Source organism: Nostoc paludosum FACHB-159 (genome assembly GCF_014698835.1).
GTDB classification, from domain to species: Bacteria; Cyanobacteriota; Cyanobacteriia; order Cyanobacteriales; family Nostocaceae; genus Nostoc; species Nostoc paludosum.
Genome location: NZ_JACJTU010000004.1, coordinates 74,431 through 99,036 on the forward strand (window position 1 = coordinate 74,431; position 24,606 = coordinate 99,036).

At 38.9% G+C, this 24,606-nt stretch carries 20 protein-coding genes and 2 tRNA genes; 7 read left to right on the top strand and 15 right to left on the bottom strand.

The window, feature by feature from the left end; all coding sequences use genetic code 11:
* Positions 1-249: 249 nt before the first annotated feature.
* Both H6H03_RS05570 and H6H03_RS05575 read right to left on the bottom strand, forming a co-directional pair.
* Positions 250-1,152 (bottom strand): hypothetical protein, encoded by a 903-nt coding sequence (locus tag H6H03_RS05570; RefSeq protein WP_190954155.1) that lies wholly within the window; start codon positions 1,150-1,152, stop codon positions 250-252.
* Between the two features lie 2 nt (positions 1,153-1,154).
* Positions 1,155-2,027 (bottom strand): hypothetical protein, encoded by an 873-nt coding sequence (locus tag H6H03_RS05575; protein WP_190954156.1) that lies wholly within the window; start codon positions 2,025-2,027, stop codon positions 1,155-1,157.
* 380 nt (positions 2,028-2,407) lie between these two features.
* Here H6H03_RS05575 and H6H03_RS05580 point away from each other — a divergent pair, with 380 nt between their 5' ends.
* The 5 genes from H6H03_RS05580 (at position 2,408) to H6H03_RS05600 (ending at position 8,051) form a co-directional block, all read left to right on the top strand.
* A complete protein-coding gene (locus tag H6H03_RS05580) occupies positions 2,408-3,193 on the top strand; it encodes a hypothetical protein (protein WP_190954157.1) in 786 nt (261 codons plus the stop codon).
* Between the two features lie 70 nt (positions 3,194-3,263).
* The gene (locus H6H03_RS05585; RefSeq protein WP_313931796.1) at positions 3,264-3,683 is read left to right on the top strand and encodes a GNAT family N-acetyltransferase; all 420 of its coding nucleotides are present in this window, start codon (positions 3,264-3,266) and stop codon (positions 3,681-3,683) included.
* Positions 3,684-3,694: 11 nt separating this feature from the next.
* Positions 3,695-4,495 (top strand): aminotransferase class IV, encoded by an 801-nt coding sequence (locus H6H03_RS05590; RefSeq protein WP_199338798.1) that lies wholly within the window; start codon positions 3,695-3,697, stop codon positions 4,493-4,495.
* 119 nt (positions 4,496-4,614) lie between these two features.
* Positions 4,615-6,456 (top strand): ATP-dependent zinc metalloprotease FtsH3, encoded by a 1,842-nt coding sequence (gene ftsH3 / locus H6H03_RS05595; RefSeq protein WP_096535515.1) that lies wholly within the window; start codon positions 4,615-4,617, stop codon positions 6,454-6,456.
* A 392-nt stretch (positions 6,457-6,848) separates the two neighbouring features.
* Positions 6,849-8,051, top strand: a complete 1,203-nt coding sequence (locus H6H03_RS05600) for a calcium-binding protein (protein WP_190954158.1) — start codon at positions 6,849-6,851, stop codon at positions 8,049-8,051.
* A 156-nt stretch (positions 8,052-8,207) separates the two neighbouring features.
* Here H6H03_RS05600 and H6H03_RS05605 read toward each other — a convergent pair whose 3' ends face one another.
* The 7 genes from H6H03_RS05605 to H6H03_RS05635 form a co-directional block, all read right to left on the bottom strand.
* Complete coding sequence (locus H6H03_RS05605) at positions 8,208-8,420, bottom strand: hypothetical protein (RefSeq protein ID WP_190954159.1); 213 nt, start codon at positions 8,418-8,420, stop codon at positions 8,208-8,210.
* 337 nt (positions 8,421-8,757) lie between these two features.
* Positions 8,758-9,087, bottom strand: coding sequence for a hypothetical protein (locus H6H03_RS05610; protein WP_190954160.1), 330 nt, complete (start codon positions 9,085-9,087; stop codon positions 8,758-8,760).
* Positions 9,088-9,113: 26 nt separating this feature from the next.
* Positions 9,114-11,282 carry a peptidase domain-containing ABC transporter gene (locus H6H03_RS05615; RefSeq protein WP_190954161.1) on the bottom strand — a complete coding sequence of 723 codons (2,169 nt, stop codon included), beginning with the start codon at positions 11,280-11,282 and terminating at the stop codon, positions 9,114-9,116.
* 210 nt (positions 11,283-11,492) lie between these two features.
* Entirely contained in the window at positions 11,493-13,154 is a 1,662-nt protein-coding gene (locus H6H03_RS05620; RefSeq protein WP_190954162.1) for an HlyD family efflux transporter periplasmic adaptor subunit, read from the bottom strand.
* A gap of 1,264 nt (positions 13,155-14,418) precedes the next feature.
* Positions 14,419-14,685 (bottom strand): CTB family bacteriocin, encoded by a 267-nt coding sequence (locus H6H03_RS05625; RefSeq protein WP_190954163.1) that lies wholly within the window; start codon positions 14,683-14,685, stop codon positions 14,419-14,421.
* 1,308 nt (positions 14,686-15,993) lie between these two features.
* Positions 15,994-17,421 (bottom strand): hypothetical protein, encoded by a 1,428-nt coding sequence (locus H6H03_RS05630; protein WP_190954164.1) that lies wholly within the window; start codon positions 17,419-17,421, stop codon positions 15,994-15,996.
* A 145-nt stretch (positions 17,422-17,566) separates the two neighbouring features.
* Positions 17,567-18,862, bottom strand: a complete 1,296-nt coding sequence (locus H6H03_RS05635) for a hypothetical protein (RefSeq protein WP_190954165.1) — start codon at positions 18,860-18,862, stop codon at positions 17,567-17,569.
* A gap of 161 nt (positions 18,863-19,023) precedes the next feature.
* Here H6H03_RS05635 and H6H03_RS05640 point away from each other — a divergent pair, with 161 nt between their 5' ends.
* Positions 19,024-19,503, top strand: coding sequence for a hypothetical protein (locus H6H03_RS05640; protein ID WP_096534367.1), 480 nt, complete (start codon positions 19,024-19,026; stop codon positions 19,501-19,503).
* Positions 19,504-19,580: 77 nt separating this feature from the next.
* Here H6H03_RS05640 and H6H03_RS05645 read toward each other — a convergent pair.
* A tRNA-Gln gene (locus tag H6H03_RS05645) sits at positions 19,581-19,652 on the bottom strand.
* 70 nt (positions 19,653-19,722) lie between these two features.
* On the opposite strand from H6H03_RS05645, the gene H6H03_RS05650 reads away from it, so the two are divergent.
* A complete protein-coding gene (locus H6H03_RS05650) occupies positions 19,723-19,899 on the top strand; it encodes a hypothetical protein (RefSeq protein ID WP_190954166.1) in 177 nt (58 codons plus the stop codon).
* 87 nt (positions 19,900-19,986) lie between these two features.
* On the opposite strand, the gene H6H03_RS05655 is transcribed toward H6H03_RS05650, so the two are convergent.
* The 5 genes from H6H03_RS05655 to H6H03_RS05675 all read right to left on the bottom strand — a co-directional run bounded on the left by H6H03_RS05655 (position 19,987) and on the right by H6H03_RS05675 (position 24,407).
* Positions 19,987-20,832 carry an FAD-binding protein gene (locus tag H6H03_RS05655; protein ID WP_190954167.1) on the bottom strand — a complete coding sequence of 282 codons (846 nt, stop codon included), beginning with the start codon at positions 20,830-20,832 and terminating at the stop codon, positions 19,987-19,989.
* Between the two features lie 21 nt (positions 20,833-20,853).
* Positions 20,854-21,951 (bottom strand): polysaccharide pyruvyl transferase family protein, encoded by a 1,098-nt coding sequence (locus H6H03_RS05660; protein WP_190954168.1) that lies wholly within the window; start codon positions 21,949-21,951, stop codon positions 20,854-20,856.
* A gap of 606 nt (positions 21,952-22,557) precedes the next feature.
* Complete coding sequence (locus tag H6H03_RS05665; protein ID WP_190954169.1) at positions 22,558-23,355, bottom strand: WecB/TagA/CpsF family glycosyltransferase; 798 nt, start codon at positions 23,353-23,355, stop codon at positions 22,558-22,560.
* A gap of 499 nt (positions 23,356-23,854) precedes the next feature.
* The gene (locus H6H03_RS05670) at positions 23,855-24,097 is read right to left on the bottom strand and encodes a hypothetical protein (RefSeq protein ID WP_190954170.1); all 243 of its coding nucleotides are present in this window, start codon (positions 24,095-24,097) and stop codon (positions 23,855-23,857) included.
* A 226-nt stretch (positions 24,098-24,323) separates the two neighbouring features.
* Positions 24,324-24,407: transfer RNA gene (locus tag H6H03_RS05675), tRNA-Leu, on the bottom strand.
* Positions 24,408-24,606: the final 199 nt, after the last annotated feature.

Genomic DNA, 24,606 nt, shown 5'->3' on the forward strand with positions numbered 1-24,606 from the left:
ACATTTAATTATGTCTACCTACTTATAGCATTTCTCGTTCTAGCGAAATACAAGGTAGGGGCGCAAAGCTTTGCGTCCCTACAAATTTCTGTACCTCATTTGCTTGTGAACCGCTATATAAGTATTAGACTTCTTGCAGAAGTCGAGGAAAGGGGGAAAGGTTTGGTATTTTCCTGTCCCCTTTAACCTTTTCCCTTTTCCCACAAGAGTGCAAATAACACTTTTGCAAGAGGTCTACTCTTCGCTGATTTAAAATAGCAACTGACGCAGAATCAATTTACCAACTCGTGGCTGGATAAAACTTAAAATGTACTCCACCAATTTTGGTGCAATAACTGATAATAATGGCAATAATAAAACATTAATCTCAGTAAAGCCATGAATACCACCAATAGCAATGGTAGGAATTAGACAAACTAGTGCCCAAGCTAACCAATTTATAAATTTAGAGTTGATAGAAGTAAGTCTTTTAAACTGATTAGCAAGCACATAGCGGGTAGTAGCAAATAATATAGTTAAGCCTAACCAAGTAAATATTGATAGCATTGCATTTGCTGGATTAAGATTGTAGACTACAAAACCGGCAGTAAACGACGAAGCTATTTCCCAAATTAATAAATTGGGTTGAATTTGCAAACTGCTTATTAATTGTTCAGTCAGCCAATAGTGGGCAGAGACAACTTTTGAAAAGTTAGAATTTTGGAGAAAGTTATGCTTAATTTTGTGAAATATATCACCATTAAAAATTACAGTAGTTTGCAAAATAATATCTTCATCTTCATAAGTATCTGAAGCTGAGTTATCGTGTTTGTAGTAAGAATTGAAGTTGATTCCAGACTGTAAGCTTGTTTCTTGTTGTGCAGTTTTACTGAAAAAAATCTGGAAAATACGTAAATATAAATTTTGACTTATTGAATTTTGATTTTCAAATACTAAATGACTACTAAAACAGCTATAGTACCAGAGATAAATTATCAGCTTTGGGGGAATTTCAAGAGAAACGCTATTTTCTTTTGCTTGCTGAATCTGTTCTATAATTGCTTGATTTAAATAAAAACTACACACTCCTTCTTCAATCTTAAGTTCAAAGCGATCGCCTTCAGGAATCTGTAGTAATATTTTATTATTTGTTTTTTCTAAACTGGCATTCATTTTCAAGATAATTTTGCAATATTTTGTACCAAACTAATTAAAAAACTAAATGTTCCACGCCACTGCTTTTCGCCAGCAACCAGCCCTTCATTATGTGTACTAATGATGGAATTTTTGGCTTCTTCAGGTAAATTAAACAATTCTTTATTGTAACGAGTGATAATATCTCCATCCAACTGCATCACAGTTTGAGCATAAATAATATCAGTTTGAGTACTTGTAATGTTACCACCATCAAGTGCTGCTTTTAGTTCAGCTATTTTTCGCAAAGTCCGAACAAATTTCCCATTTTTTAAAAGTTTTTGAATATCGTGATAATTTTCAATCCAATCTTCTTGGTCATTTCCATCTTTTTCATCAATAATCGGAGTTGGAGCAGGTAGTATGGGTTTGGCTAGCTTGATATTATCTTCATCAGCTTCAACTAGATTTTTTTGACGTTTTTTTGCGTCTTCAAGATTCTGACGATATCGTTTTATTCTCTCATCCACAGGATTATAAAAACCAGAACCCTGTTCCAGCAAAAGGTAAAAATATTCTCTTTCAAGTTGGTCAAATAAACTTTTATAATGCTGACGCAGTTCTTGAGCTTGAGAACCTTCTTTCGGAATTCCTTTGGCGTCAAAATAGTTTGGGTCATGTATAGAATAAATTTCTTGATATGCTTCCCAAGCATTAAATTTTGACCCATTAATTCTATCCACAACTATAGTATTAACTTCTAAAGCTGTGATGTCAGAAACTAATGTCTCTACAGACGATACTAAATTATTTAAGACTCCTCTAGCTAGGTTTTGAATATTTTGGGATTCAACACCATTGTGGTTTAGAGTCCAAATCTCATTTCGTTCTTTAGTTTGAATATTATTAGACATATTATATTTTCTATAACCTTATAAAATTAAAAACTTTTAGCCAAAATTAAACCTATTTTTAGGCAATGTTAAATATTCTACGACTTCAAGCAACAAAAATAAGTAAAATCAAAATAACTTAATAATTTAAGAAAGTATAGATCGACAAAAGTAACGCTAATATATTCAATTAATTTTCTCTTGAAGAATAAAATACGGTATTAAATGCCATCACAAGCTAAGCGCAAGTTATGTTTCAAGAAACATAGAAGTAGGTATTGGCAAAGAAAGTGTTTCTGTCATTCATATTAGGTAGTGTGCCGTCTGTGCGGCTGCTCCTAAGATGCCAATCAGTTTAAAGTATAATATAATACTTTCAGTTTGATATAGAATTGGCTAACATGTTGCTATTGCGTCAAGGCATTGTCACACCTTTTATAATCTGTGCGTGTATTTTAGGAGTTGGCTTGATGCAACTCCCTCGGTTAGAAAAACTACTAACTAGTAAAAAATCTGCGTCGTTAGAAACTCTAGAGAAAGATATTAAAGCAGAAAAAACCACACTTGATTTTCTGAAAAAAATGCCTAGTTTTGGTTATGATAACTTGATTGGAGATTGGGTATATCTAAATTTTTTACAATATTTTGGAGATGATGAAGTCCGGGATAAAACAGGTTATAGTTTAAGTCCAGAATATTTTGAAGTAATTTTAGAACGTGACCCACGATTTTTAGCAGCGTATCGCAGTCTTTCCGTTAGTACTTCATTGTATGCTGCCATGCCAGAACGAGCGATCGCATTATCAGAAAAAGGCTTAAAACACCTATCTCCGTCGGTTCCGGAAAAGTCTTATTACGTCTGGCGTTATAAAGGAACCGATGAGTTACTATTTTTAGGTAATCCTCAAGCTGCCCAACAATCTTTTGGAACAGCTGCAAATTGGGCGAAAAACTTTTCAGATGAAGAAAGCCAGATGATAGCTGCTACTTCTCAAAAAACTGCTGAATTTCTCAGCCGAAATCCTAACAGTAAATATGCTCAAATTGCTACCTGGTCAATGGTTTTAAATAATCAAGTTGACAAGAAAACTCGGACACGGGCAATTAGCGAAATCGAAGCTTTGGGAGGCAAACTAATTCAAACTCCTGAAGGAAATTATAAAATTATATTTCCGCCAAAGGATTAAATTGCTGGCTGACTGTTGACTGATGACTAATGACTAAAGAAAACGCGTAATATCTTTAGGAGTAATAGCGGTGTCAATACAATTAGCAGAATCTGATATTCAAATACTAGGATGTTTTCCTGTGATGTCTCAGTTGCGTCCTCACCTTGAGGAGGACAAGTTTATAGAACAAGTTCGATATCAGATGAAAGAAGGATACAAAATTGCATTCTTAGAAATAGATGAGCAAACTTTAGCGGTTGCTGGATTTCGCATTTCTACATGTTTATCGTCCGGTAAATTTTTATATATTGATGATTTAGTGGTTGATGAGTGGAAGCGGTCACAAAACTATGGTCAACAGTTATTTCAATGGCTAATTGAATATGCAACAAATAACCACTGTCAACAACTAAGCCTTGATTCTGGTGTTCAACGATTTGCTGCTCATAGATTTTATCTCACGCAGCGTATGAGTATTACAGCTCATCACTTTTCAATAGAGTTGTAGCGACAAGCAAGATGAGTCTAAAAAATGACATTTTTTGGTATGAAGGCAAATTAATACAGTCGCAAATTCTGGAATTAAATATTAACGATCCAGGTTTACTTTATGGGGCGACTGTTTTTACAACTTTGCGAGTTTATGAGAACTCTTTGGATAGTAATTTAACTAATTGGCAAGCACATTGCGATCGCCTAGTTTTTTCACTACAATCTTTTGGCTGGCAACAACCCGACTGGCAGCGTGTCCGCCAAGGTGCCCAAGTTCTCCTCTCACACTTCCCCGTTCTCAGAATTACCCTCTTTCCCGATGGACGAGAGTGGATAATTGGCAGATTCTTAACGCTAGATTTGACAGAAAAACAAAAAAATGGTGTTGCGTGCTGCGTTGCCAATTCAGAATTTTCTCGTTCTCTGCCTTCTCATAAAACTGGAAATTACCTGAGTGCTTGGTTAGCAAAAACTAGCTCACATACCGAAGAAGCAATATTAGTAGATGCTCAAGGAAATTGGCTAGAAACCAGCACAGGTAACCTCTGGGGATGGTGTGACGGTACTTGGTGGACGCCGCCAATAAAAGCGGGAATTTTGCCGGGAATTATGCGATCGCAACTTATAAATTATTTGCAAAGCCAGCAGGAGTCAATACAGCAAGAACCTTGGAGTGTAGAGCTAGTCAAGAAATTTGAAGCGATCGCCTACACTAATAGTGTGGTAGAGATTATCCCCATTCATACCGTTCATCAGCCTACAGGATCGCTACAATATAATCCACACCATCCCAGTTTTCAGCAAATAAGGGGGCTTTTTTTAGCATGACAGCCACGCCATTCTGTTATATCTTAAGATAAGTTAACATAATTCTTAATAATGACCTCTCCGCTCACAGACAGCACTCGCTACGCGATGGCGCGAAAAATACAGGAGGATAGACCTTAGTGAATAAAAGATGGAGAAACGCAGGGCTGTATGCACTGCTATTTATTGTTGTCATTGCCCTGGGAACAGCATTTTTTGACAAACAACCCCAAAGCAGAGAGACATGGCGATATAGCCGATTTATTCAAGAAGTTGAACAAGGCAGAGTAGAAAAAGTCAGCTTGAGTGCAGACCGTTCTACAGCATTGGTTACACCCAAATATGATGGGAATAAACGCTTAGTAACCTTGGTCAACGACCCAGATTTAATCAATACTTTGACATCAAAAGGCGTTGATATTTCAGTTTTGCCCCAAACCGACGAAGGATTTTGGTTTAAGGCACTGAGCAGCTTATTTTTTCCTGTATTGCTTTTGGTTGGCTTATTCTTCTTGCTACGTCGCGCTCAAAGTGGCCCCGGTAGCCAAGCCATGAACTTTGGCAAATCCAAAGCCAGAGTACAAATGGAACCCCAAACTCAGGTGACATTTGGTGATGTAGCTGGTATTGACCAAGCCAAGTTGGAATTAAACGAAGTCGTAGACTTTTTGAAAAACGCCGATCGCTTTACCGCCGTTGGTGCAAAAATTCCTAAAGGCGTGCTGTTAGTTGGCCCTCCTGGTACAGGTAAAACCCTCCTGGCACGTGCCGTAGCTGGTGAAGCGGGCGTACCTTTCTTCTCAATCTCCGGTTCGGAATTTGTGGAAATGTTCGTGGGTGTCGGTGCTTCCCGCGTTCGCGACTTATTTGAGCAAGCCAAATCTAACGCTCCCTGTATCGTCTTCATCGATGAAATTGACGCCGTAGGCCGTCAACGGGGTGCAGGTTTGGGTGGTGGTAACGATGAACGCGAACAAACCCTCAACCAGCTGCTCACAGAAATGGACGGCTTTGAAGGTAACACCGGCATCATCATTATCGCTGCTACTAACCGTCCCGACGTTCTCGATGCAGCATTGTTGCGTCCTGGTCGCTTCGACCGTCAAGTGGTAGTAGACCGTCCCGACTATTCTGGACGTAGCGAAATCCTCAAGGTACACGCCCGTGGCAAAACCTTGGCGAAAGATGTGGACTTAGATAAAATCGCCCGTCGTACCCCTGGATTTACCGGTGCAGATTTATCCAACTTGTTAAACGAAGCCGCAATTTTAGCAGCACGGCGGAATTTAACTGAGATTTCGATGGATGAAATCAACGATGCGATCGACCGCGTATTAGCCGGGCCAGAAAAGAAAGACCGGGTAATGAGCGAAAAGCGCAAGACCTTGGTAGCATATCACGAAGCTGGTCACGCTTTAGTTGGTGCTTTGATGCCCGACTATGACCCAGTACAAAAGATTAGCATCATTCCTCGCGGCCGTGCAGGTGGTTTAACTTGGTTTACTCCCAGCGAAGACCGTATGGACACCGGCTTATACAGCCGCGCTTATCTGGAAAATCAGATGGCTGTGGCTTTGGGCGGACGCATCGCCGAAGAATTAATCTTTGGTGAAGAAGAAGTTACCACTGGTGCTTCCAACGACTTGCAACAAGTAGCCCGTGTTGCCCGTCAAATGATTACCCGATTTGGCATGAGCGATAAACTCGGCCCAGTCGCCCTTGGTCGTCAACAAGGTAACATGTTCCTGGGACGAGATATCATGTCAGAACGCGATTTCTCGGAAGAAACCGCTGCTGCTATTGATGAAGAAGTCCGCAAACTTGTGGATGTCGCTTATACCCGCGCTAAAGAAGTATTAGTGGGCAACCGCCACATTCTAGATCAATTAGCGCAAATGCTGGTTGATAAAGAAACAGTAGACGCCGAAGAATTGCAAGAAATTCTAGCAAATAACGATGTCAAAACTGCTGCGTTTGCTTAATTAAGCAAAAGCTATAGCTATCAAAGAAAAGTTAGGAGTTAATAATAATTCATGACTTCTAACTTTAAAAAATCGGGGTAACTCTAGAATTGTTCAGAGTTACCCCGATTTTTAATTTTTTTTAACAATAATCCAATACGCTTGGGTTAAAGGCTAATTCTACAATATTGTGGGTTTTACCAGACGCGATAAATCGCCGTCTCTACAAGTGTTTTGGTATTATCTCAACTGTATTGTTTTATAACTCCTCTTCTTGTCCCCCTGCTCTTTTAAAAAAATTTTCTGCTTGGGGTGCATAAAAAATAAAACCCATCGTACATAAGCTCAACAGCGAGGTTCACTGAGCTTAACTTTATCCTTATTTCTTTACCTATTCACCGGAAATAACTCTTATGGCTACTATCAATGGCACTTCTGGCAACGATGTTTTGTTTGGCGATATAAATTTCTTTCCAGAAAACGATGTAATAAATGGGTTTGATGGTGACGACGACCTGCAAGGGGGAAGTGGCAATGACACCATTAATGGCGGTGCAGGAAATGATAATCTCCAAGGTGGGGCTGACAATGACTCACTAATCGGTGGTTCCGGAACCGATTTTATGGATGGTGGCGGCGGGGATGACACCCTTATCGGTGGCACAGGAAATGACTTTTTGATTGGTAACTTTGGTAATGACCTTTATGTAGTTGATAGTATTGGTGACAGCATCACTGAGTACAGTGCTCAAGATGGCACAGATACGGTTCAATCTTCTGTAAGCTGGACACTAGGTACTTTTCTAGAAAATCTTACTTTAACAGGCACAGCATCAATTAGTGGTACAGGTAACAGTCTTGACAATACTATTAACGGTAATAGTGGTAACAACGGTCTGTCAGGTGGAGATGGCAATGATACTCTCAATGGTGGTGCAGGCAAAGACACGCTAATTGGTGGCGCCGGAAATGACACTTACATTATCGATAGTACTACTGATACGATTATAGAATTGGCCAATGGAGGCAACGATACAGTTAGGTCTTCTGTTAGCTATACACTGGGCGATCGCTTAGATAACCTAATCCTGACAGGAAGTAATGCAATCAACGGTACGGGGAATGGTGGAAGTAATAAAATTACAGGCAATAATGCCAATAATGTCCTCAATGGTAGCGGTGGCAACGATACGCTAAGTGGTTTGTCAGGTAATGATACTCTAATTGGGGGTTCGGGAAATGACGTACTAGTAGGAGGAGGAGGCAACGATAGTTTTAAGTATGCCACAGGTGCTGCCTTTAGCAATGCTACACTTGGTGTGGATACAATCACTGACTTTCAAACAGCAAATGACAAAATAGTCTTAAGTAAGAAAACTTTCACTGCCCTAACTAGTAATGTGGGTATTGGCTTTAGTAAGTCGAGTGAGTTTGCTGTTGTTGCTAATGACGCTGCTGCTGCCACTAGTAAAGCTTTTATTGTCTACAGCCAAGGAACAGGAAATCTATTCTATAACCAGAATGGATCTTCGGCTGGTTTGGGAACAGGGGCTGGGTTTGCTACGCTAACGACCAATCCTCTTTTGGCGGCAACTAACTTTATTCTTGAGGCTTAAGAAGTCTGTACTATAAGTGGGTCAGTTCTTTGGGCTGACCCACTTCTGCTATGCTGTCAATTGCCCTCAAATTACTGCAACTATGTTTACTTGTAGTCCTTAGCACGTGTAGGACTAGCCCTTTCAAAGTGGGTATGGGTGCGTTACGGGTTTCGCCTAACACACCTGACAAGATTGGATTTGGGAGCGATCGCAGTTAATAGACTCGGCAAAATTAGAAACATAATTTGGCAAAACCCGATCAGTATTGAGATAGGTGTTAGCGATCGCACCTATTTTTTTGCTTAAATAAACTGCATTAATTGATAAATAAGTAAGCACCCATACTGGCAAAATACCTTCATGGGTACTAAATTTAAGCTGCAACATTGAGTTATTCAATCCAAAAATTACTAGTCAAGTAGTTAAAAAGATTTGCATATAGAGTAAGAAAGAGAAACAAAAAAGTAAATTCTATCTTTAACATTCACTTTTCTTATCTCTGGTCTACTGATTTAATGCCTGTATAGGACATATACTCAGCAAAATAGTCGGGACTTACGCAAAATTATGAAAAAACAAACCGCAAAGGACGCAAAGGACACAAAGAAATAAGAGTTTCAGAGAGTTTTTGCGTAAGTCCTAATAGTAAATCAATTTTATTTAATTATTTAAAAAACATTTTAATTTTGCGTTTGTAAAATTAAAATGTTTTTCAATAAATGATTTACTTATCTGCTAAGATTTTATTGAGAATATTTACAATAGGCTCATTGATTAGATTCAGCAATGAGCTAAAATTTGGTATCGCCAGATTTAGGTTTATAGAAGACGCTAGGGTAAGCTGTGATGAAAGATATTTAGTATTTTGTGAGGAAATATCACCATTTGCACTTATTAATGTGTTGTTTGCTGTAGTTTCGATTTTAGTTTGCTGGAGTAAAAAATTCCCTTCATTTAGCATATTTTTAATCTGCCCACCAGCTAAGGTTTCCTGTTCTTTTGATGACAAATCTCTGAACCATTGATAATTTTCAGATTTGATATTTTCAGACATAGTTTTATTTACTCAAAGACTATTTTTTACAGTGATAAAAACTTTAAATGCTCTCCTTGCTGAGAGAGAAAAGTTTCAGGAGTGCCTTGTATTTGCACTTGACCTTTGTCTAGTAGTACAATCCAATCGGCTCGATTAACTACGCTGGGACGATGGGTGATTAAAATTGTGGTTTTGCCTTGCCGATATTCCAAGAGTCGGTCTAGTACGTGAGATTCGCTGAGTGGATCGAGTCCGGCGGTTGCTTCGTCTAAAATGAGTATGGGTGGATTAGTAAGAATGCCTCTAGCGATCGCTAATCTTTGTCTTTGTCCACCAGAGAGATTCGCCCCAAATTCACCCAAAACAGTTTGATACTGATTTGGAAGTTGGCTGATAAATTCGTCTGCATCTGCGATTTGGCAAGCTTTGACAATTTCTTCAAAGGAAATGTAAGGCGTTCCTAAGCGGAAGTTTTCCAAAATCGACCGACTCCAAAAATGAGGCTCTTGGGGGACATAAACTACTTGTTGTCGCAAACAATCCAACGAAAGGTCTTGAATGTTATAGAAGCCAATGCGAATATTGCCAGAGTTCGGCTGATATAAACCTGCAATCACTTTCGCCAGAGTACTTTTACCACAGCCTGATTTACCAATCAAAGCAGTTACTTTCCCCCCAGGAAGTTTGAGAGAAAAATCTTCTAATAAATCAACTCTCCCGGCGTGGTGAAATTGCAGATGAGAACAGCGAATATCTGCATCTCCAGCGATTTGAGCAACTGGCTTTTGACTACCTCCAACTACTTCCGGCGTAGCATCGATAACTTCCAGCAAGCGAGAGACTGCTGTTTGAGAGCGAAAGTATTCATCCACAAAGTTAATTAAAGAGTCAATTAAATTTAGGACATTCACCTGTAGGGCATTAAAAGCAAGCATTTGACCGATGCTTAATTCACCTTGAATTACCAAAATACTTCCTAGCCCAAGTAAAATTACCCCACCGAGAGTAGCTAAAAGTTTAGCAATTGTACCGTTAATAATTCCGATTTGGATGGTACTGAAAGTCAAATTTGCTAGGCGGCCAAAACGGCTTTGAAATTCATCCCAAAATTGCGGCGCAGCATTTGTAGTTTTGAGTACCTGCGCTCCCTTAAAAGTTTCTACCAAAACCCCTTGATTTTCCGCTCCTAAAACCAACAAACTGCGGGTTTTTTGTTGAAGGATGGGTAAAAAAGGTAGGGTAGATAAAGTCATTAACGCTGCAAACAAAATAACTGCTAGTGTGAGTTTCCAGCTATAAAACAGCATCAAACAGAAAGATATAACTGCTATAAAAAACTGACTGGGTAAAAGAACCACAATCTGCGATACCAGCTGATTGATTTCATTGATATCTCTCAGTCGGCTAGTGATTTCACCACTGCGGCGGGCTTCGTAATAATTTAAGGGTAACTGAAGAATTTTTCGGGCAAACTCCAAAACTAAGCCTAATTGTAGTCGTTGACCAAAATGAGCAATCATGGTGCTTTGTAATACTTGCAGACAACTGCTGAACAAGCTCATGACTACAACGGCAGAGACGACAACAGTAAGTAACTGAGTATCGCCGCGTACAAGGACATCATCTGTTAGCAGTTGGATTAAAACTGGAGTACCTAAAGCTAATAGACCCAGGACAATATTGAGTGCTAAAACCTGAGTCAATAACCCACGATAAGGTAATATCCGATGAAAAAAGCGTACTAAACCACCTTTTGCTTCTTCTTGGGGCTGCCCAAAAAAGCGCTCTGGATCTGGTTCGACTAATAACATTACGCCATTCCAGGCTCTTGTCAACTCTTCTCGGTTGACATAACGGATACCCACTGCTGGATCTGCGATCGCATAATTCTTCCCCTGCTGCTCGTATAAAATAACCCAGTGGTGACCCTGCCAATGGATAATTGCTGGTAGTTGTATTTCTTTAATTCTGTCTACCAGCGCAGGTGCAGCTTTAACTGCCCTAGCATTAAATCCTAAAGCCTCAGACCCACGTTTTAAACCCAGCAAAGTTGTTCCTAGCTGTCCAGTCCCAACTGCATCTCGACTGCGATTGATGCTTAAAAAACGTCCATAATGTTTGCAAATTGCAGCTAGACAAGCTGCCCCACAGTCTTCTTCACTCAACTGTAAAACACACTCGTAATTTTTACCGAGTTTGAATAGATTAAACATGTTAACCTTTAATAATTCTTAATTACAAGAGAAGGCAGGAGGCAGCACTTCTCTAGGAGACGCTGCGCGTAGCTTGCTTCCCCGTAGGGGTACGACTACGCTCAGTGACCGCGCAGGGGGCAGGAGGAAAGATTTTATTCAATTTATTAAGCTTGAGTCTAAAAATACTATTCATTCTGAATTCTAAATTCTGACTCCTGACCCCTAAATTCAAAATTCCGTAATAAATCTGGCTTTTCTGAGAATGAATTTAAGTACAGTTTCTTGGCGAGAAATAATATCAGATCTACCTTCCATGCCAGATTTGAGATAACATTGGCGATCGCTACCGACATATGGAGTTTGGGGTTCAATAGTTACTTCGTAGGCAACTACTTGGGCTAGACTTGGATTTGCATTATTTTTGACAATTGGTAGCGCATCTGGGGCAATTGTTTTGACGCTGCCGTTAAGGGTACCGTAGTCTGGATAGGGACAAGCAGAAACCTGCATTTTAACTTGTTGCCCTGGTTTTACCTTGTCAATGTCTTGAGCCGGCACACGAGCTTTAATTAATAAAGGTGCATTAAGAGGAGCAATCTGAGCAATGGCTTCGCTTGGCTGTACTACCTGTCCGGGGTTGCGAAGATTTAATTGCAGCAGTGTTCCGGTGATTGGCGATCGCACTATACTTCGATCGAGGTCGGTTTTGATCTGTTGCAGTTCTTTAGTGGTGCGATCGATTTCCTTTTGAAGTTCGAGGTGCTGCTGGAGTAGAGTTTCTCGTTCTTTTTTCAAACCAGCTAAGGTAGCCTCACCTCTGGCTTGTTCCTGCTTAATCCGCTCAGATGCAACGGTTACAGGAGAAGTAGTAGGATTAATGGCGGTTTTAGCCTTTTTGAGGTTTGTTTCGGCGACCCTCAAGGCTTGTTCTTTTTCCTCTAGGATATTTTTACCGCTGTCTTTAACTTGTTCTAGCTTGGCTTGAGCCGCTTTAACCGCTTGTTCTTTTTCCTCCTGGAGATTTTTAGCATTAGTTTTAGCTTCTTCTAGTTTCGCCTCGGCAGATATAATTGCTTGTTCTTTTTCCTCAAATAGATTTTGAGGAACAGCCCCTGATGCTACTATTGGCTGCAAGCGATCGCGTTGCACCCTAGCTAAAGTTAAAGCAGCTTCGGCTTCTTGTACAGTTGCCGTTAAAACTTTTTCTCGTTGTAATCGATCGCGTTGAACTTTGGCTAAAGTCAAAGCGGCTTCGGCTTCTTCGAGAGTTGCTCTGAAGAGTTTTTGTTGTTGCGATCGTTCTTGTTGCGCCTTGGCTAAAGTCAAAATTGCTTGTGCTTGCGCCATTTCAGCTGTAGCTACAACTCGTCGATCTTCATAGTTGCGTTGTGTACCATCTAATTGGGCTTGTGCAGCTATAATCGAGCGGTTATTTAAACTTGTCTGCGCCGCAATCTGAATCTCAATTTCATGCAGTTGAGCATCAATTTGAGTTAGTTGCAATTTACTTTGCCTAATACTACTTTCTAGTTGGCTCTTTTGAGTCTGGAGGCGGGAATCATCAATAGTCGCAATAGCTTGCCCTTGAGTCACCACCTGATTTTCCTGAACATTAATGTTTTGAACGCTTCCAGTCATAGCAGACTGAACAACCCGAAGTTCTCCCACCGGTCGAATACTTGCAGGAACTTTGACCGTAACGTTGTAATTCAGAACAGATGTTAAAGTCACCCCTACTAGAAAAGTACCTAGCAGAACTCCCGCACCGATAGTAGTCCATTTACCGATAGGGGGGAGAAACTCGTTAGCTTCAACTAGATTGAGTTGCTCTGGTAATGGTTGATTAAACCTATTTCCAAAATAGTTTTCTTCAGGGCGTGACAAGCTCACAACATTACACCTTTCGTATTAATAGATACTTCAAATCCCAACTCATTAACTGGCCAAATTCCCTTGGCAAACCACTAGAGTCTGTTTGACTAATTGTGCAATATTCTTTGTGAGGGACTTATCACTCCATTTCAAGCCCTCAATTGGTGACTACAAACTTTTACAAAAGACTCAAATTTTTACATACATTGCCCATAGGAACCAACATCATTTTCCATAATTGTTTATAATCAATAAAGGGGGAAAAAAGGCAACTGCGATGCGCTAGAATCGCCTTTTTTATATTTTTGACGCCGACAAAGGGTTGATAAAATCAAGAAGAACGCTCAAACTCTCTCAAAGTCCTCACTTACATTGAGCGAGTCATAAAAATCTTCTGTCCCCCTTTTATCTGCAACCACAAAATCTCATAGATTTGCTTGCTTGCAGAGTGAATTTTACCAAAAGCACTCAACCAAAGTCTTATAGATGCAAAAATGAAAATTACACAAAAGCTTTGGAATTTTTGAGTGTTACAGCTACAAACTTGAAGATTTTCAGTTAGACAAAGAAGAAGGAAGATGTAAAAATTCATCCTTAAATCTTGAGCTTTTGAAAAATCCAACTTATGAGTCTATCCCTAAATTACTTTTAGATATCTAAAGCATCTTGGTGTAACAGCAAATTTTGATAATAGCGCTGACTTAACCTGAGTTGTTGATAGTGGTAAATGAGCGAGTTAGGAAGATTGCAGTTCTTATCCTACCGTTTAAGAGTAATACAGAACTCAAATTTGTGACGCTGGTAAGAATAATTTAACTCAAGCTTCAAGAATTTTGTGAAGTGTTACTAACGTTATTTATGTAGACCGAAAAGGTGGCAGTTTTGCTTAATAGGTGACAAATACTTGTGCAACTTACCTCTCAATATAAAAAAGGCATTTAGCCAAGTTATTGGGTTATCCAAATGCGAAATTTTGAGAAAAGCTCTGGAACCAGCAACTGATTCCAGTGCTTAAGAACTAAGAAACCTGAGCGCCTATATTGCTTACCACTATTACAATAGTGGAGTTCGCAGTCTGTTAAAAAAATTGGAGTAGGCTAACACCTGGAATATGAATTATTGGGGTCAAAAGTCCAGATTTTGATACTGGAAAGGAGTATCAACAAACAATGAGTCTGCTAGAAACATTGATTCGTTCTCGACTCTTAACTTTTTGACAGTCACTACTCGCAATTAGCTGTTTTATCTTCAGCGCTCTAGTTTAACAGATGATTTGTACAAGTTATCTAGCAAAGCGTCTCAAAAGGCGAGGAAAACCTTCTCCTCCCAAGCTTAGAGTATCTTGTGCCCCAGTAATTAACTTACTCTTACTGGCTAGGGAATTAGAACTGCTGCCTTGGGGACCGGAACTAGTTGTTCCTTGTATAAATCCTTGGTTTTGACCGTAGATGCTGCGACTATTCTCTGAGTCAACGCCGCCAGCTAACAGCTGTTGTTGCTCATCAGATAAATCGAGTAGCAACTCTGATGCAATTATTTGATATGACATGATTATTGGCCTCACTTACAAAATCAGGTGTTTCACCACCTAAGACCCAACTATAGGCATTGTTTGTCAGGATTTCATAAATCTTGAGACATAATTGAAAATTCCATTTTTGTTTCTCAAGGTAGATATAAAATCTTCTATTTTTTTTAGATATGGCAATACGCTAGAGCAGGTATAGTCAATATTTTGTGTTTTTGAAAATATTTAGAATATTTGAACATAATATTAAGGAATCTGGGATATTGTAGGGAACAGGCAACTTGTACTGAGCGTACCCCTACGGGGAAGCAAGCTACGCGTAGCGTCTCGTAGAGAAGTCGAAGTATAGCCAACAGGCTTCAAAATCTGTTGATGCCATGATTTTACGATTAGTTTATTGCACAGTTACCCATATTGTTGGCTGTTGAGGGTTGACAATTAACCGTTAACAAAACAACAACAAGTTAAGAGGAAGAAAATATACCTGTAAAAATTTGGTATACCCAAGATCGTAATGGGGTAGTATAGCGGTAGTCACATAGGTTAGGACATTTTAAAAGCTTGAATGCTAGGAATCGTAATACTTTTACCTCCAGCATAGCTGCCTCCTGCCTGGTGCTATAGTTGCTACTGTACGCCCGTACCTATGTACAGGTTTAGCTTCCCGTAAAACCCAGATCGCAAAAAACTTTCTTGGCCTATTACCTATTGCTTATTGCCTGCTATAGTTTCACTGGGAGAAAAAACCAACAACCAGCAGAGGCAAAAATATTAAGACAGACACAATCAAAACGAGGGTTGCTGGCTCAATTTTAATTTGGTTCTTCTGTGGGTCGCTCATTTGGTATTCTCTCAATGAATTAAATATAATAGCCCAGCCTAATCGATATTTACAGCTTTTTCCAAGTCCAATAAGGTTGAGAAGTGTAAATCTGTATCTAGCTTTGTTAGCTAGGTACAGAGCCTATTGTAATTTTGAATTTAGAATTCTGAGTGCTGAATTCTGAATTCTTCTGTATTTTTGATTTTAGAAACTGTCCATTCCTCAATTCATCGCCCGATTAGCTTATTTTTTCCAAGGGAATTTAGTACCCATTTCCGTCAATCCTGAGAAGATGAGATAGAGAATCAGTAACCCAGCAGCTGCAAAGAAAGTTAGTAAATCGCCATCCATGAGTATTATTAGCTAAAACTTTGCTTATCATAATCAGATTACCGTGATATCATGTCCGGCTAATCGCTTGTGAGTAATAAAAAATATTGCACTGTTCACAGTCAATGGTCAACAGTCATCAACTTAAAGCAAGATAATTTATTTCTTGGAGTTTCTTAATCTCTACCGTTTCTCTGAACCTGTAATCTTTGGTCTTCTGGATGCAAACTGAACCAACCGTACCAGTGACGAACTGCTAGCCAGATGGCAGAAAGCAAACCCGCGAGACTGAGGGTGAGGCCGCTAAACGGTACTAACAATCCAAATATAGGTAATACTGCTCCAGCAATAGTGCAGATGATAGCAGCAAGGGAAGTACTGCGGCTAGCACCTAATCCCCATGTCAAAAACAATAAGATGATGGAAATGAAAGCCCAAGCCAATTGAGGATTTATCAAACGAGCGAGATAGGTCAAAGCTAATAGACAAGCAAAGAAAATACTACCAGCGATCGCTATATTTTTGAAATTCATTGGCAGTGATAAATATAACAATAATATCCACCACAAAAATATTGCTGGTGCTAGCAACAACAGCCGCGGAATGATACCAGTGTGACGAATGGGTTCTGTGTTGGTAAACACTCCAAATGGATTTTTCACTGAAACATTATCGTTAAATATCCAAGTAAATTGAGTGCTGCGTCCATCAACTTTAATCTCATTCGGTACAACACCACTGGCGAAATCAGCCGGAGCAAAGTTAGCAGTTGCGGTGAGGCGGAAGTTAGAAAGCAACTGTCCTTCGGCGCTGTAAACCCAACGCGGCCCTCCTTGAGCTTGATAGGTAACTCGAAACGTGGTTGCTTCCCCTGGTTGCAGACGGAAGGGAAAGCCATAGTCTCCGGGATTGGTTTGTTGTAATCTAGTACCGTCACGCTCTACCTTGTAGCTAGCAAGCAGCGAATAGCCGTTAGGCGGCGGTGCTTCAAAGAAAAAATTATTAATATCGTTGAGTTGATTAACTACTTTATAATCAGCGGTATATTCCACACGATAAATTGAACTGCGACCTGGAACATCTACGCTTTGGTCGAGTTTGACTTGAATTTGCGAACCACCCAACGTCAAGAAGCGGGTAACTTCTCGCGTATCATTTACCTTAACTATCTTGCCGTTGACTTGGGTGGTATAAGAGTATGGCTCTTGAATAGAGTAGCGCACTTGTGGCGCAGACTGTTCTAGCCTTTCACCTGCAACGCTTTCTACCACTTGAGCCACCTTTGCTTGTTCCCAGTGATGGTAGCGGTTGCTCAAAGTTGAACAGAGAAAAAATCCCGGCACTAACAGAATTAATACTAAAGTTAAATGTTGTAATCCCCGCAGCAGTTGGGAATAACGAACAGCCCATTCACCAATGACAATAACATTCTCGCCTTGGTGGCGGCGTAGAGAAAAACTCACCAGAGCGATCGCAATTCCTAAAGCTATAACTAAAAATACTAATAATACCGAAGCTTTCAGTGCTTGAGTTCCAAATTGCACAAGCTCAGTGGGATGTGTTAAATCAGGTAATCCAGGGATACCTTGAGCAGAAGATGACATTGGCGTATTCTTGCAGAATTTGGAGAACCAGACTGATAAAATCTCTGAAAAGTTTCTCCACGATAGTTTAATATGATACGCCAACGTGAAGAGGCAATAGGCAATATGCCTTTTTGCCTATTGCCTATTGCCTATTGCCTATTGCCTATTGCCTATTCCCTTCATCCAACCGCCGTTGCCATTCAGCATCAATTTGTGCAGAACGTTCAACTTCCTGTTCTAGTAAGTCGGTTTCAGTGGAGTAAACCAATTCTTCATCGCCAATTACTTTTTCTGCCGCAAACTGATGGGCAAAGTCAAGCTTTTGCTGCAAGGAACTATCTGCGCTTGCTAATAGCCTAGCGCGAGAAAGGCGATCGCGGTTGCGTGCAGCAATTTTTTTATTCCGCCACTGAATCCAAAAATAACGCAATAACGGTATGCCTAAAAAACCAATTCCATAAGCCAACAGCACCCAATAAATTCCTTGAACAAAAGCTACCAGTCCCCCTAATTGAGCAGCAACAGTACCATCTCTCAATAAGCTTCCCAACACTAAAGCGCCAACAAAATTGAGTATGCCCAAGCCAGCACTGAGCATAATTTGTCCTGAACTTGCAGCACTAAAACGCCAAGGAAATTCCTCTAAGTAAACTGCTATTGAACGACGACGGTTTTTAGCTGCACTTACCTGCAACTCTGGGAAGTAATATACAATTTGCCCTTGTTCGCTGACGGATGGTTGCCCATTAAATCGTGTCAGAACCGGTAGCATATAATCTTCGTAATCTCTTTGATATTCCTCCCCAATGTCATCGAGATATGGGGAAATTTGTTCGGCTACCACTGCGCCACGGTTATTGCGAATCACCGTAGCAATTTCTTGCCAGCGACGTTCTTCTAAATTGGCATTAGGATTACCATCGCCAAATAAAAAGGAAAACACAGCTTCAAAGAAATTCAAATCGCTTTGTTGTCGCCTTTCATGCCGCTGTTGCTGGTAGTGAGTGTCATAATCTGGGCTAAAGTACCAAAATAAATTTGGGAAATAAAAGAACCCACCGCCGGAATTACTGCTTCGGTTATCGCCGTCACGGTCTGAATTGGCAGCGGTAATGATAATAATGATGGTAATAGTTATCAGAGCGATGGAAACAGTTAAGAAAATACCAAAAGAAATCCGAATTAAGTAAAACAGTACATTCCAAACTTTTTTCCACCATTCCTGCAATCGTAACTGGAAGTATTTATTACGTAAAATTGTACGGAAATTTTTGGGAAATAGGTAAACAATATCACCATGTTCTGCTACTTGTAAATGTCCGCCAGCCTCAGATGCTAATGCCAACAAACCTTGATTAGCTTCAGCAACGTTCAATCCTGCCTGAGTTGCCACATCACCGACGGTGACGCGGTAACCCAGATGTTCCACTGCTTGCATGATGGTGGGATTGAGAGCCATTATTTTGCCCTCCTGCGAAAATATACTCTTCTTTTTTCAAGTATAAAGTTTTATTTTAAAACCCTCCTCAAAGGCATAAATAAACTAACAAATAACATGACACACAACATGTTATAATTATCATCCTTGGTTTAATTAACCAGCAAATTTTCTGCTTAAATATGGTTCAGTATACTCTCGCCCAAAGCCCAGAAATTATCCTCACTGTTTCTGGAAAAGATTCAGCTAAAGCCCGTGACAAAGCAATGGATCAGTTAATGGAACTGATGGATGCAGGTAAGCTACCCACGGAACTAGAAGAAGGATTTGGCCCTCAACAATTAATTGAGGTTAAAGAGCCAAGTGTTGATAGTGCTAACGGTGAGGATGCTATTACCCAAGCTGTGCAAGTTCTGAGTAACTTGGCGACGCTCAAGCTAAAAGTTCAAGAATCACGGACTGAAGCCTTGGAGATTCGGAAAGCAGTTGATGTTCTGTTCACTGACGAATCGGTGAGTGAAGAGGAAATTACTCGCCTCAAGGAAGGCTTTAAAGTTCTGAAAAATTTTGCCCAAGCTAATGTGCGTTATCAGGAAGCACGAGCTAAAGCAGAACAAGCTCGGCAAGTTCTGGATCTAGCTCTGAAGTCGCCTGATAAGTAATTCTTAAAGAATAAATCTTAAGTTGTTTAAATCCAAATGCAAAAAGACAGGCTGTTTTATGCCTGTCTTTTTCTTTACTGGGGCGCTAGGATTCGAACCTAGGGATGGCGGGACCAAAACCCGCTGCCTTACCACTTGGCTACGCCCCAACAACTTCACCCTAATTAATATAACAGCTAGTCATGGGTTTGTGTCAAGTATTTTTATAGTTGATTTTGAATGGTGGATTTTTACACAGTCCTAGAATACAGCAGTGAGTTTCCAAAGCGATCGCACAAACCTTGGCATGTTGAAAAGGGATTGCTTTGGCACAAGCAAGCCAATAGACGTGAAGAGTTTGGACAATACCTAGTCTATGTTCTTCACAAGCAGGACATATTACAAGTAGGGGTATAATAACCTAAGATTTCCTCAGTGGTGTATGTAAGCAGGCGATCGCTCAAAAAATTCCTGCTTCAAGCATTAATTTATTTTTTAAACAAATTAATCAATTACAATTAGTTCGAGTTCAATTTTTTGCCCGCTGACAAAATGTAAAATTTGAGCTATTTTAATCAACAAAAGTATTGCATGGCTATTTTGTGATTTAGTCAGTATCCAATTAGTTGTTTTGGCAGAAAACATAGCTTTGCCAATAGACATACCTCTGAGCTTACTAAGTATTTTAAAATTCGCAGTTTTGAATACCGAACCACAGTTAGGTGCTGTATTATCTTGATGTTCTTTTGCCCAATGCTGTCTTGAAACTATAGGACTTTCTGTAAATTCGGCTGGTTCAAATTTGAAAACTGCGCTCAATATCAGTTTGGAGTGGACACCAGTGAATATAGTTTGTCGATAATCTCGTACAATTTCACTATTATCAAGTGTTTTTATAGAGCCATTTTCAAAGAAAGTTACACTTTCAACAAAGTCATATATCGTACATTTGTGTTGCCTTCCCCTACCAGCGTTCATTGCTAATGCACCACCAATAGTTGCCGGTACAGACGCAAGATAATAAAAAGAATCTACAGAGTTTTGGTAACAGTATTTTAATACCTCCATGATTGAAACAGAAGAAGAGACTTCTACTCTATTTTCACCTAGAGGTTTTATATATTTAGGTAGTTTATTTTTCAAGATCAATGATTGGATATTCTTTTTCGCAAATAATGTATTAGAACCATTTCCAATTATGTAAATATTTACTTTATTTTCTTGGGACCAATTACAGTATTCCTGAAGATCGTCAATACTATTAAGCTCTCCTACTCGCTGAAAGTGATGTTGAGTTCTATAGTGGGAAAGACTATTCGATGTTAAAGATTCAATTTTCAAATTAGACATTTTTATTATTTTTACTCCTGATTACATAACCACCTTATTTCTATCATCAACTGTTTCTAGTGAAATTGCTTGAAGTAAATGTTGTTTTGATTCGAGTATTTTTGATTCTAATATTTTTGATACTGATTCATAATCAATATCAAAAATTTCTTCCTGGCTTGGCTGGGGTTTTCCCTTAACGGAAAATATCCGGTTTTCTAAATTTAAATCTCTGAGAAGATCTGTGACTTTATTCTGTTTGTCGCTACGGAGAAATACATTAAAAGGTTTTTGGAAAAGCAGAGAAAATATAGTGCCGTGAAAGGTGTTAGTCACTATGTAAGATGCTTCACTATATAGCCCAACCCACTCTTTTGGACTAGCACTTTCCAGATTTATCTGTGCTATTTTTTTAGGTTGATCTACCGAAACTATAGTGAGATTTTCAGATTTGGCTAATGATTTGATAAATTCTTCTTCTTCTGGTTCTATTTCCGCATGGAAATATAACAAAAGATATTTACCTTGAATTTTCGGAGGTGTTTTAATAGCGTCATACTTAATTAAAAAAGTAGGATCTAAAACTTTTATTGCTTTTTGGTTACATTCGTTATTAATAATATTTGCGCTATTAGAATCGCGAACTAAAATAGTTTGAAATTGATCGATTAAATTGCGGATTGTTTCGTGGTATTTTCCTAACTTTACCGTATTACCAAAGCTAGCGGCGTAGCTTATCTTACGGGTAGTTTCTTTGCTAACAAAATCCAAAAAAAAAGCAGAATCAAAACCTCTAAATGAATCTAGACACCATATTTGATCGCTGCCGCATATTACTACGTCATACTTATCGCGATAGTATTCCAAGCCTTTTTTATCATAGAATTTTTTCGGACTCAACTTCACATGAGAAAGTAAAAACCGTCTCATTTTCCAAGCTCTTGGAATGTTAACAAGGATTTTTTCAGGCTGTTTCAGGGGAATTAAAGGCCTGAGGTATTTCCATACTATCTTTAGAGGTCGATAGTCTATGATTTCAACATCATAACCTTGGCTATTAAGGAAAGTCCAAAGGGCACAAGCTTGGAGTGTTGCTCCGTAATTAGTGACATGGTGAAAAGTTAAAATTCCAATTTTCATCTTTGCTCTCTGCTATCTACTATAAATTAGTGGTTAATTTGACGTTAATTAAGTAAGTGTCCTAGTTATCTCTGAAATCTCAAAAAGACTTGTAATCAAAACTTCAGCGGTTGTGCGTCTTGGATGAAAATCTGCACAATCATAATAAAAGATGCTAACCAATTAAAGTAAGTTTCTCGATCGATTGAAGGAACTAGGACGAATAAAATAACTATAGAAACTGCTTGGCGATCGCAACTTTCTAGAGCATGTCATAATTTTGATAAATATTTAGGTAATTTCATTAAAGTATTTGCGATGTAATTATAAAGTAAGCGGTTTTTGAAAAATCAAATCGAATTTAAACACTTAGTAATCGATGCGTACTATTTTTAAGTATACTTTTATTCCTCAGCACTCAACCTTGAATAAGAGTCTACCATAATCTTTTTATAGATTTATAACTTTTTAATAAACTTTGTTCCCATAGAATTCACTGATAAGTGAGTCTTTTAAATTTCGGTATTAAATAAATGGGTACTTATATTTTGGAATTTGAGGTAATGTGTAAATCTGCTAATCTTTGCTTATAAGAGCATAGACATATTTATATTTTTTTGACTTTACTTAGTCTCCAGTTTCTTGCAGGAAGACTGCTGCAATACGACTTGATGACACTAATTGCTTAGTAGCTAGCCATATAAAGAGCGGAATTGTTTTAGAATAGCGACCAAAAAGCCGACGTGGTTCTTGAATCCATCGATATAGCCACTCAAGCCCTAAGTCTCGAATTATCCGAGGTGCGCGTTTGTGGATTCCTGCATAAACTGGGAAAACTCCACCCAGTCCAATCATTACAGCTTGGATTTTGCCCTTATGTTGAGCTATCCAATTTTCTTGTTTTGGACATCCTAAAGAGACTAAGACAGCGTTCGCACCACTCGAATTAATCTTTTGAATCAAAGCTTCATCTTCAATTTGAGTCAGGGGACGAAACGGCAGAGGTTCCATAGCCGCTATCTTCATTTGAGGAAACTCGCGTTCTAACCTTTTTTCCATTCTCGAAAGAATTTCTGTTTGGGAACCCAAAAAGAAAATACTGAGATTTTGTGTTTGAGATAACTGACACAAAGCCAGAAAAATATCCATCCCCGCAACGCGGTCTTGGTAGATAGCTCCCATTTTCCGCATCATCCATACAAGAGGCATACCATCGGGGGTAACTATATCTGCATTTCGTAATAAGCTGGCAAACTCTGGGTTCCAATGAGCTTCAATCAGCATATGCACATTTGCTACGTATACACTTCTACTCTCACGCTTATTTGCCCACTTGAGTATTGTTTGTACCTGGTCGTTAAAGCGTAGAGCCGTAATAGGAAAATCAAGTACTTTTTGAGTAGGTAGAAGCACTCTTGCCACCATAAATAATTCCTGTGTCCAATAAAAGAATCCATAGATTACCTAGACCATTCCGAATATTGAACAATTCAGATTAGATAACTCCTGGCCTTTTTTTTAGGCTTGTGTTACCTTTGGAAGTTAACACATGGAGGTGCAATTGCCTTCTCTGTATACTTTTGGGTTTTTCCGGTAATACTAGAATTATTCTTTGCTGTGTTTTAGTTTACTGGTTTAACCAAAGGATTTCAGAGGCTGTTTGACAAAATTCATATTTCCTTCATAATTAATTTTTGATTGATTCATGTAAGCATTACAATTGCGATAAATTCCTAAAGATTATGTTTTGTATTACGTAATATTCGTTACACCTTCTTTTGAAAGCTAGGAAAAATACTAGAAAATCAATGTCATAATTTTGGTACGTAGGTATGCGCTTGGCTTAAGAGGTTAGATTATAGTTATTTTTTTCAAAAACTTTTATTATTTCTTTATTATTACAGATTAAACTCAAAGCCAGTATTTAAAAATTCATAATTTTTATTTTTTGCTCAAAGCAAAAAGCAAAAAATAAAGGGAAGATAAACTTATCTTCCCCTGCTGTATTATTTTTGTTTTCTTTGTTTTCGTTGGCTTTGTTACCTTCCTTAAGCCTTTGCCGTAACATTTGCCTTTGCTTTTTGAGTTGCCGCTTTCTAGCAGAACCGCCTCTACCCTTATCATTCCTCCCTTCTTTTCGGGGAGATTCCCATCTTTTAAGTCGCATAAAGTTAGTTTGACCTCTGTGATATTTATATAGTTAACTACAGGAGACCAAAAATCCTGTAATCATGTATATTTTATAGTATATTTGTTTACTTTATGATTGTAAAATACACCATATTGCAATAATATAACATAAATTACCTGATATTTATTGATTTCTCTTAATTATGACGTAATTTCAAGCTACATATTCTCTGTAACATGAAAAATATTAAGTTTTTTGGTAGTGGGCAGGAGGAGAATCGAACTCCTATGACCGCAAGGTCGCCACATTTTGAGTGTGGTGCGTCTACCAGTTTCGCCACCCGCCCTTATATTCAACTTCACTATTATAGCCTATTTACTAATTTTGCAACAACAAATTTCAAGATTGATTCTCAAAGTTTTGCTGTGATGAATAGTTTTACGCTCATCGAAGCTGTATCCCGATCTAGTTTTTTAGACAGCTAGCAAGTATTTGCAAACAAAAGATCTATAACCAGGATGTGTTTCCCTACTCTTGGAGGGATT